Origin of the sequence: Streptacidiphilus jiangxiensis (assembly GCF_900109465.1) — a bacterium.
Taxonomy (GTDB): Bacteria; Actinomycetota; Actinomycetes; order Streptomycetales; family Streptomycetaceae; genus Streptacidiphilus; species Streptacidiphilus jiangxiensis.
This window is the reverse complement of the sequence record NZ_FOAZ01000062.1, coordinates 1-9,486: the sequence shown is the minus strand read 5'-3', so window position 1 is coordinate 9,486 and position 9,486 is coordinate 1. Positions and strand designations below refer to the sequence as shown.

Below are 9,486 nucleotides of genomic sequence, written 5' to 3'. Positions count from 1 at the left end.
CCCGCGCCCTGGCCGCCGGCGATCAGGATGTTCTTGCGGGCCAGGACCAGAGCCTTGAGGTACGCGGCCAATGTGCTGTCGATCGCTCCGAGCTCGACCATGCCGCCCAGGTCGGTCCTGCGCACGCGGTGGCGCCGGATGGTGACCTGCGGCCGCGGGGTTACCTCGGTCATCGCCTGCAGACGGGAGCCGTCCGGCAGCCGCAGGGCCAGCATCGGGCTGGCCGTGGATAGGGTCCGCTCGCCGTGGCCGGAGCGCCGGGCGAGGTCGCGCAGCAGCTCCACCAGATCCTCGTCGGATTCGGCGATCGGCTCGCCGCGGACCTTCCCGCGGTCGGCGTAGTCGATCACGACCTGGTCGTAACCGTTGACCAGGATGTTCTCGACCTCGGGGTCGTCCAGGTACGGCTGCAGGCGCCCGGCGCGGAACAGCAGGTCGAAGACCTGGGCCTCCAGGGCGCGCTGCACCTCCTCGCTGGGCGAGGTTCCGAGCTCCTCGGCCCGGGCGACGACCCACTGGGCGACCCGGGTGTTGATCAGCGCGCGGGCGCGCTGCTCGCGGTCGCCCTGGCTCATCCCGGGCTCCAGGGCGATCAGCGAGGCGAGCTCGTCGGAGACCAGGCGCCTGACCCGGCCGGCCACTGCGGGGTCGACCTGGAGTTCGCGCGGCGCAGCGGGCCTCGGCACCGGGGCTGCGGGGGCCGTTGGGCGCAGGGCGACAGGCGTCACCTCGGTCGCGAACGGGTCGACCCGTGGTGGTTCCAGGCGGCGGGCGGCACTGCTGCCGCCCCGGGCGACGACCGCGCGGCGCGGCGAAGCGCCGGCGGCCTCGGGCGGAGCGGTGTCCTCAAAGACGGGGTCGGTGTGGACGGCGCTAGCGTGCAGCATGGGCACCTCCGGGGATTGCGGCCCTGTCCGGGGCCTGGTGCACCGGGCGCGGGGCGAGCTGCTCCCGGCGCTGCAGCACCAGGGAGTGGACGGTTTCGGCGGCGTTCGCGGCGTGGCGCATCAGGTCGCTGCGCTTGAAGCGGCGTTCGCCGATGTCGGTGCCGTCCGAGAGCACCTCGGCGGCTTTGGGGTCGAAGGGCAGCTCGGCGGCGACCGGGACGGACAGGCGCTCGCTGATCTCGGCGGCGGTGTAGGGGCCTGCGGGGATCAGCAGCAGCCGCAGGGCGTCGCGGCCCACACCGCGGGCGTCGAGGTCCTCGGCCAGCGCCCGGACGCGATGCTCGGCGTGGTGCACTCCGCGCAGAGTGGTGCGCACCACGGCCAGCACCAGGTCCGCGCGCAGCACCAGGGAGGCGGCGCTGTCAGTACCGCCCCGGCGGCCAAGGTCGGCGATGACGTCGTGCTGCGCGGTCACGTCGATGCCGGCCATCAGGTCGGCGAGCTGCGGCCACACGCTCTGCATGCCCGGGGACTGGCCGGGGTTGGTCAGGCCGGGCAGGACCAGCCGCTGCTTGGCACCGTCGGACAGATCCAGCAACTGCCGCCAGAACGCCTCATTGAGCCTGCCCGTGCGCGCGGCCACCGGCAGGTTCTGCAGACCCTGCGGGCCCGGGGTTCCGCCGCGCAGTGCCCCGGCGACGACGGAGCCGCCGTCCGGATCGCACTCGGCCATGATCACGTGCCGGCCCTCGACCAGGGGCCACGACATCGCCAGCGCGAGGGCGGCGGTGGTGGCCCCGGGCGCACCGGGGCAGCCCGCTACTGCGATCAGTGCCATCAGCCGACCGCCGACGGGCTCTGCACGATGATCGCGATGTTGCCGGTCGAGGCTCGCGCCGCCAGAGTGGCGCCGGCGTTGGCGTCGACGGAGACGTCGACCGTGAGGTTCCCGCTGGAGTCGGCGGTGCCGACCCGCACCACCTGCGCCGGCAGGGTGCTCGGCGCACCGGCGGAGGCGCCGGTGTCCGTCGCGGGGTTCTGACCCGGGGTCGAGACGATGAGCACCTTCTCGCCCGGGACCAGGGTGGTGGTGGGCAGTTGGCCGGGCTTGACCAGGAGCCCGACCAGCTGCTGGCCGGGCTGCACCAGCGAGTCGGAGGTGACGTCGGCCTGGGTCAACGTGGTCCCGGGCAGCAGCTGCGCCGAGGCGTGCTTGCCGATGATGGAGTCGAGCCGGCCGGCACCGACCGGCTTCAGCGCCGGGTCCAGGCTGATGGAGGCCACAGCCAGGTCGCCACGGGTGATGACCTGGCCGAACGCCAACGGCTTGGCCACCACGAGGACGTCCTCGCGCTGCCCGGCCGCCGTCAGCGTCATCGCACCGATCAGGCCGCCGACCGCGATGAGGGCGACGGACAGGCCGATCAGCGCCGGACGCCGCCGCCGAGCGTTCACCGGCTTCGGTGCAGGTGCTGCCGCGGTGGGAGCGGCCTGCTCGGGGACGCTGCGCGTCTTGGTGTTGCTCACGTTCTATCTCCCGACGGAGGCTGGTCAGTTGTTGAGGACCTGGAGCTGCCCGATGGCCACCGTGGTGGTCGAGGTGCGCGCAGTCATGATCGTTCCGGCTTGTCCGGAGGTGGCCGTCCAGTCCACCCGCCACGTGCTGGTCGCGGTGATGGTGTAGGAGCCGCTGGAGGAGGACGTCTGCTGGTAGGTGTGGCCGCAGGTCGGCGAAGAGGAGTTGCCGTACGAGGCGCTGTACGGGGTGCCCGCGTTCGCGCACGTCACCGAGGTGCCGTCGCCCAGGTTCCACACGATTTGCGTGACGTGGGCGGTGGCGGTCACGGTGATGCCGGCCGCGCTGACCGACGTGCTCTTCGGCCCCCAGGTGGAGGCGGACTTGTTGTTCCACAGCCACACGGGCAGGCCGACGAGTCCCATCGCCCCCTTCTTCGGAGCGATGCCGATGTCCGCCCCCTGGAGCCCGAGCTGCTTCACCGCCTGCTGCGCCATCTGTTGCGGGTTCGCCCCGCCGCCGTAGCCCGGAGGCGGGTTGCGGCTCCAGGTGATGCCGCCAGCCAGGTTGGCGGCGGCGCCCATGCAGGTGACGTTGTACAGCTCGCCCTGGTTCGGGCCGGGCGCCCAGTTCGCGGGGATGCCGGTGGCGAGCTTCCAGTCCTGGTCGTTCGGGCCGGGCTGGGGGACCATCAGGTCCCAGTAGCAGGCGTCGGTCGGGTTGAACCACCCGAAGCCGGCGCGGTAGCACGGCACCGGCGTGGTGCCGGCCAGGCAGGTGCTGCTCCCGCCGCCGCCCCCGTTGCCGCCACCGCCACCGCCGCCTCCACCACCCCCGCCGCCACCGCCGCCGACGACGATGGTGCAGTTGGGGATGTTGGGCGGGCAGGTGACGCCGCCCCCGCCGTCGGCGAAGGCCTGCGGCTGGACCAGGACCGCCGCAGCGAGCACCGCGAGCAGCATCAGGAGCCGGACGGGTCTGAGGTAGCTCAGCATGACTGGTCCTGCTGGATCACGGACTGGATGACCAACCACTTGCCCTGGTCCTGGATCGCCGTGGAGTTCTCGACGTGGCGGAAGACGTTGCTGGCGAGCTTCGCCGGCTTGCCGGTGCCCTTGTCGACGGGCAGGAAGTTGGTGCTGTCGACGCAGCTGGTGATCTGCGCCGTCGGCGGGTTCGCGGACAGGTCGATCGAGGTGACCTGCGGGGTCAGGACCGGCTCGCCCTTCACCACGAGGTTCTGGTCCTGGTAGTAGGCCTCGCTGGCCTTGATGCCGGCCAGGGCCTTGTCCGCGGCGAACTCCTGGAGGTTGGTGCCCTCTAGGGTCCCGGAGCCGTAGATCTTCACCATGTCGGCCCACATGCCGCGGTAGGCGGTGAGCACCTGTGCCTTGGCCGCCGCGTCCGGGGCGGCGGTGCTCGGCGACGCGACCGCCGACGGCGACGATGTGGCCGCCGGCTTGCCCGAGGACCCGCATCCGGACGTGAGCAGCACGATCCCAACGGCCGCGGCGGCCGCCGCGGCCTTCAGCGGGCGCCGGCCGACCATGAGTTGATGTGAATATGACACTGTCGTTCCCCCTGGGGCAGAGGTCGGGTGGGGCACGTCGGCTCCTAGTGGGCCACGCGGGCGTGCGTGCAACACCCGTCCGGCGCGGCGTCGTTGCCGCGCTGACACACAATCGGGACAAGGCAAGCAAGCGCCTGGGCAGCAAGGACGCCGGGCGCGGTTAGACGGTAGCGACCGGCCGGTCGCTGGCGGAGCGCAGGGCGGTGCCTATCGCCAGGCGCACCGCCTGGACGGTCGTGCCGAGGATGCCGGCCAGCTGCCGCACCTCGGCGGCGTCGAGTTCCACCAGGCCGCGCTCGATCAGCGACATGCGGCTCTGGGTGGTCCCCATGCGGCGCGCCGACTCCGACTGCGTCACCTTCGCGGCCAGGCGCAGCCGCGAGATGCTCAGCGGGTCCGGGTAGAGCAGGCAGGACACCGGGACCTCGAGTCCGTCGGCCATCGCGGACAGCGTGCGCTGCTCCGGCAGTCGTCTGCCGCACTCGTACATCGACACGTGCGTCCGCAGCAGCACGACAGCCGACCGCGCACGGACCCGCTCCGCCAGCTGATCCTGGCTCAGGCCGGCGTGCGTCCGCTGCTCGCGCAGGGCGGCTGGATCGAAGTACGCGATCCCGCGACTGCCCAAGTCGGTGGTCCCCTCCGTGCCGCGGCGCGCTCCGGCGCGCCTTCGGGTCCGTGTCGGGCGCGTGCCCGTCGGCGACGAGGGCCGTACGCGGACCAGTGAACGGCGGGACAATACCGGGATTGAGCCGGACATGCAGCATGCGCACCGGCCAGGGTTCGAGACCGCGCGCGCCGGGAAGGACAGGCAGGTCGGGACGGTCGCAGACAGCCCCGCCCGACTTCAGTGTATGCGAAAGCATCGTTACCCCCCGTTCCGTTCCCTGTCCGCCGTCGGCTGTCGCTGCCCCGGCCTAGGTACCGCTCAGATACTGCGGCTTGAATCTCGCACGGGAATTCAGCCAGGTCAAGGCGGTTAACCCTTGGTCACGAGGGCTGGTCTGTATACCTCACACTTATGCCCCTTTCGCCCAGATTCTGTGAGCAGTGGTGCTGATTATCACTACTGTGGGCAACGTGGCGGAAGGGGTTCAGCCTTCCGGATTGCGTGATTCCGGGCTGGAGTTGGCTGATTCGCGGCCTTGACGACCGCATGACATGCCGATCGGCCAGCCGGATGGCGGGGTTCGCAGTGGCGGGAGGGCGCAGGCCGAAGGCCCCGGTGAGCCGCGCTGCGCGGCTCACCGGGGCCTTCGGTGATTCGGTGAGAGGTGAGGTGGGATCAGGTCAGGAGGTCGGCGACCAGCACCGAGAACTCCACCGGAGTGAGCACCCTCAGGCCCAGCTCGTGGGCCTTGGCGAGCTTGGACCCGGCTCCGTCCCCGGCGACCAGGAGGTCGGTGTTCTTCGAGACGCTGCCGGACGCCTTGCCGCCCGCCCGCTCGACCAGCTCGTTCATGGCGGTGCGTCCGTAGGCGGCGAGCGGGCCGTCCATGGTGCCGCTGACGACGACCTTGAGGCCGTCCAGCGGCCTGCTGGTCGCTGTGGTGCTGGCGGTGGCGGCGGCCGAACCGGGCTGGAGGCAGACCACCCCGGCCGCGACCAGCCGGTCGCACAGGTCGGCGATCTCGGCCAGCTCGGCCACGATCGCCGGGGCCTTCTCGGCTCCGATCCCGTCCACCTGGGCGAACGCCGCCGCGTCGGCGGCGCGGATCGCCTCGAAGGTGACGAAGTGGGCGGCGATCCGGCGCGAGGCGGTACGCCCGGTGCCGGTGATCCCGAGCGCGCTGAACCAGCGGTTGAGCGGCTGCTGCTTGGACTGCTCGACGGCGGCGAGCAGCTTGGCCGCGCTCGCCGGTCCCATCCGGTCCAAGCCCTGGAGCTGGGCAGCGGTGAGCTTGAACAGGTCGGCCACGTCGGTCGCGAGTCCGGCGTTCACGATCTGGCGGACCAGGGTGTCGCCCAGGCCCTGGATGTCGAGGTTGTCGCGCTCGGCGGCGTAGGCGATGTTCTCCGCCGGGGCGCAGCCGCGTCCGTTGGGGCAGCGCCAGATCTCGCCGGAGGTGTCGAGGTCGCGGTCGCAGACCGGGCAGCGGGTGGGCACCTGGACCGGGACCTCGTCGCCGGTGCGGTGCTCGGTGAGCACTGCGGTGATCTGCGGGATGATCTCGCCCGCCTTCACCAGCTCGACCGTGTCTCCGATCCGCAGTCCGAGGCGGGCGATGTTGGCGGCGTTGTGGAGGCTCGCGGCCTCCACGTCGCTGCCGTCCACGTCCACCTCGTCCACCTGGGCCGTCATGCTGAGGGCTCCGGTGCGGCCGATGGCGAAGCGCACCGACCGCAGCGTGGTGACGGCCCGCTGGGGCGGGTACTTGAACGCGATGGCGAAGCGGGGCTCGTTGGAGCTGTTGTACCCGGCGGCGGCCTGGTCGGCGGGGCTGGCGGCCCGGATGACGACGCCGTCGATCTCCATGTCGAGACCCGGGCGCAGTGCCTCGATCTCGCGGACGCGGGCGTAGGCGTCCTCGATCGAGTCGCCCCGCATCAGGGGCGCGCCGATGCTGAGGACGGTGCGCACGCCCAGGTCCTCAAGCAGCCCCATCAGCTGGTCGTGGTCCAGCGCGCGCAGCTGCTCCCCGAGGTCGCTGACCTGGTCCAGCGGTGCGTCGTAGGCCACGAAGGACATGGGGATCGTGTAGCTGCGCTGGGCGCGCAGCGTCCCCGCCGCTCCGTTGCGGGCGTTGCGGAAGGGCTTGGCCCGGTTGGCGGTGCGGATGCGGTTGGCCTGCTCGAACTGCGCCTTGGTCATGATGACCTCGCCGCGGACTTCGATGGTGGCCGGGCGGCGGAGCCGGAGCGGGAGACCACTGAGGTTTCCGATCATGTGGGCGACCGAGTCGCCGCGGGTTCCGCTGCCGCGGGTGATGATGTCGGTCAGCTGGCCGTCGGTGTAGCGGGCGGCGACGGCCAGGCCGTCCAGCTTCGGCCCGTAGCACCAGCTGGCCGGGGTGTGCCCGAGGCGCTTGGTGACCCGGGCCACGAAGGTGTCCAGGTCCTCGCGGCTGTAGGCGTTGGCGAGCGAGCCCATGATGCTGGAGTGCTCCACCTTGCCGCCGGTGACGGCTCCGCCGGCGACCTTGCCGACCGGGGAGTCGGGCTCGATGTGGTCGGGGTGCTCGGCCTCGTAGGCGCGGATGGCCGCGAGGAGGGTGTCGTACTCGGAGTCGGACAGGCTGCTGCTCCCCGGCCCGTAGTAGGCGGCGCACGCGGCGACGGCCGTGCGGACCGCTTCCTGGTAGGCGGGCCGGTCCAGGCGCGTGGTGGCGGCAGTGGTCATGCGGGTGCCCTCTCGGAGGCGTGGAAGGGGAGTGCGGGGCGTCGCCGGGAGGGGTGGGCGACCGCCCCGCACAACACATATGCTACATGCCAATTGCTCATCTTGCAATGTCTATGGGGCGGCGATCGGCACCAGGAAGAACACCTGGCCGTTCGCGCCCTCCACACGCAACGGCGTGTCGGGCAGCGTGTCGAAGACGGCGTCGGCCAGTTCCTGTGGGTCGTCGGCGCGGGTCAGCGGCGCGCGCAGCGCGGCCCGAACGGCCAGCCGCGTCTCCGGCGAGGGGGCGGGTGCGGAGGCGTCGTCCCGCGCCTCGGCGATGCACTCCAGGAGCTGAGCGTCCGTCAGGTCGGCTCCCAGTCCCCGGCGCAGGGCGATGGCAGCGGCGCTGGTCGCCAGCGCCGCCCGCGAGTGCGCGTGGCAGAGGTCGCCGGGCGTGCCGGCGGCGTGGAAGGACCTGGCGGTACCGATGCTGGACTTCAAGCAAGCCTCCAAGGGCGAGCGGGCAGTGAGGGAAGGACGGCAAAGAAGAAGGGAGAAGGAGCCGCGGGAGGATGCGTCACCGGGCTTGGCCTGCACAGACATTGTCTCGCGCAGCACTGACAATCGGGCAGGACGGCCCGCCCCGCCCGTCTCCCGCTCCGGTGCCGCACGCGGTCAGGCGATCGAGGCCGACATCGCCTCTTCCGTCTCCCGCCGGATGCGCTCCCACTCTGCCTCCTCCTCGGCCCGCGCCTCGTCGACCAGGTGCCGGCGGCGGGCCCGCTGTTCGGCGCCGGCCTGCTCCGCCGCGGCCTCCTGCTCCCTGCGCGAAAGCCCCCGCTGCCGGGCGGCCCGGCGGGCGGCGAGGACGGCGCGGCGCTCACCGGCGTCCAGCGCCTCCTCCAGCAGGGCCTGCGCCACGTCCGGGACAGGCAGGCCGCGGTCGACGGCCGGCGCCACCATGTCCCAGGTCAGCTCGGCGAGGCGGTCCTGCCACTCGACGAACGAGCGCCCCGAGAGCCGCTCGGCGATCGCCGTCAGCTCCCGGTAGGGCGGGTAGTAGCCCTCGGAGCCGCCGAGGCGGTGGCCGAGGTGCCGGGAGCACAGCACGACGGTGCTCGCCGCGCAGGAGCCCTCGTCGAGGACCTCGACCAGGAACAGCGGATGGTGACGCTTGCACGAGCCGAGGTGGGTCGGGCCCCCGGTCGCGCAGTCGACGTCCTGACGCCAGTACGACCGCACGACGCGCAGCCGGCTGGTGGGCACACGGTCGAAGCCGATCCTGGTCATGCACCAGACGGCGTACGCGAGCCGGCCCCGGTCCGCGGAGCGCCGGTTCGGGCTCTCGGGCAGTTGTCCGTCCTGCCGGATCTCCCACCCCCAGGGGTAGTCCGCGGCGATGCCCTGCACCCCGTACCGGGACACCCGCAGCACGCCCGGCTCCAGCTCCTCGGTTTCGGTTTCCGTGGAGAACGGGACATCGTCGCGCACCAGGTGCCCCCAGCGCCGCCACCGCTGCACGGCCAGCTCCCGCGAGCCGCTGTCCCGGCGCATCCACGCCAGGACCTGCTCCAGCGTCGGGTCGAGTCCGATCCAGGCATAGCCCCCGGTGGAGGAGGACCAGTCGTTCGGCAGGCGCGCGATCCGCCACCCGCAGCGCCGCGTCACCCGGTACGCGTAGCCCTCGACGGAGACCAGCTCGAAGTCGCCCTCCCCGTGCGCTCCCTCCTTGGCGTAGGAGGCGACGCTCTCCCCGGCCAGCAGCTCGCCGGGGAACAGCGGGTGGGCCGGCCACAGCAGCAGCTGCTCCGGCGTCCGCGCAGGGGTGGCGGCCGCGGATGCGCTGCGGCCAGGCGGTGTCATGGTGCTCCAGAAGGGTGCGGTGGTGTTCGGAAGGACGGCCCTGCTCCGGCCGGGCCGTTGGGCTGGCGCCGGCGCGCCTGAGTCAGCGCCGGCGGACCTGCGCCCGGGCGGCCAGGTCCGCGGTGACGCGGTCGACCAGCTCCCCCGCACCGCGGACGCCCTCGAACGTCGCCACCCCGAACAGGAGGGTGTCGCGCTCGGCGCGCAGCTCGCGGTGGGCCTCGAGGGCCCGCTGCGCGACCTCGGGGTCGGCCAGCATGTCGCCGCAGGCGATCACGACGCGCCGCCCCAAGTCCCAGACGATCGCGTTGACGGCCGCCGCGGCGGC

8 protein-coding genes and 2 pseudogenes are annotated in these 9,486 nt (G+C 72.4%); all 10 read right to left on the bottom strand.

All coding sequences use genetic code 11. The features are described 5' to 3' along the window. Positions 1-887, bottom strand: a pseudogene (locus BMY61_RS47270) (Flp pilus assembly complex ATPase component TadA); the annotation flags it as partial. Next, positions 874-1,725: a CpaE/TadZ family protein gene (locus BMY61_RS43070; protein WP_042449504.1), complete on the bottom strand. Its 852-nt coding sequence runs from the start codon at positions 1,723-1,725 to the stop codon at positions 874-876. The pseudogene BMY61_RS47270 and the gene BMY61_RS43070, both read right to left, overlap by 14 nt. Beyond that, the gene (locus tag BMY61_RS43065; protein WP_042449502.1) at positions 1,725-2,414 is read right to left on the bottom strand and encodes an SAF domain-containing protein; all 690 of its coding nucleotides are present in this window, start codon (positions 2,412-2,414) and stop codon (positions 1,725-1,727) included. The genes BMY61_RS43070 and BMY61_RS43065 overlap by 1 nt, the downstream gene beginning before the upstream one ends. A gap of 24 nt (positions 2,415-2,438) precedes the next feature. Continuing rightward, a complete protein-coding gene (locus BMY61_RS43060; RefSeq protein WP_042449500.1) occupies positions 2,439-3,398 on the bottom strand; it encodes a hypothetical protein in 960 nt (319 codons plus the stop codon). After that, positions 3,392-3,952: a hypothetical protein gene (locus BMY61_RS43050; protein ID WP_042449498.1), complete on the bottom strand. Its 561-nt coding sequence runs from the start codon at positions 3,950-3,952 to the stop codon at positions 3,392-3,394. Before BMY61_RS43050 ends, BMY61_RS43060 begins: the two co-directional genes overlap by 7 nt. Before the next feature lie 181 nt (positions 3,953-4,133). Continuing rightward, on the bottom strand, positions 4,134-4,601 hold the full coding sequence (locus BMY61_RS43045; protein ID WP_042449496.1) for a helix-turn-helix domain-containing protein: 468 nt from the start codon (positions 4,599-4,601) through the stop codon (positions 4,134-4,136). 657 nt (positions 4,602-5,258) lie between these two features. Beyond that, entirely contained in the window at positions 5,259-7,313 is a 2,055-nt protein-coding gene (ligA, locus tag BMY61_RS43040; RefSeq protein WP_042449494.1) for an NAD-dependent DNA ligase LigA, read from the bottom strand. Positions 7,314-7,424: 111 nt separating this feature from the next. Then, positions 7,425-7,796 (bottom strand): hypothetical protein, encoded by a 372-nt coding sequence (locus tag BMY61_RS43035; protein WP_042449492.1) that lies wholly within the window; start codon positions 7,794-7,796, stop codon positions 7,425-7,427. A 174-nt stretch (positions 7,797-7,970) separates the two neighbouring features. Continuing rightward, positions 7,971-9,158, bottom strand: coding sequence for a hypothetical protein (locus BMY61_RS43030; RefSeq protein ID WP_042449490.1), 1,188 nt, complete (start codon positions 9,156-9,158; stop codon positions 7,971-7,973). Between the two features lie 82 nt (positions 9,159-9,240). After that, positions 9,241-9,486: pseudogene (locus BMY61_RS46930) on the bottom strand (hypothetical protein); the annotation flags it as partial.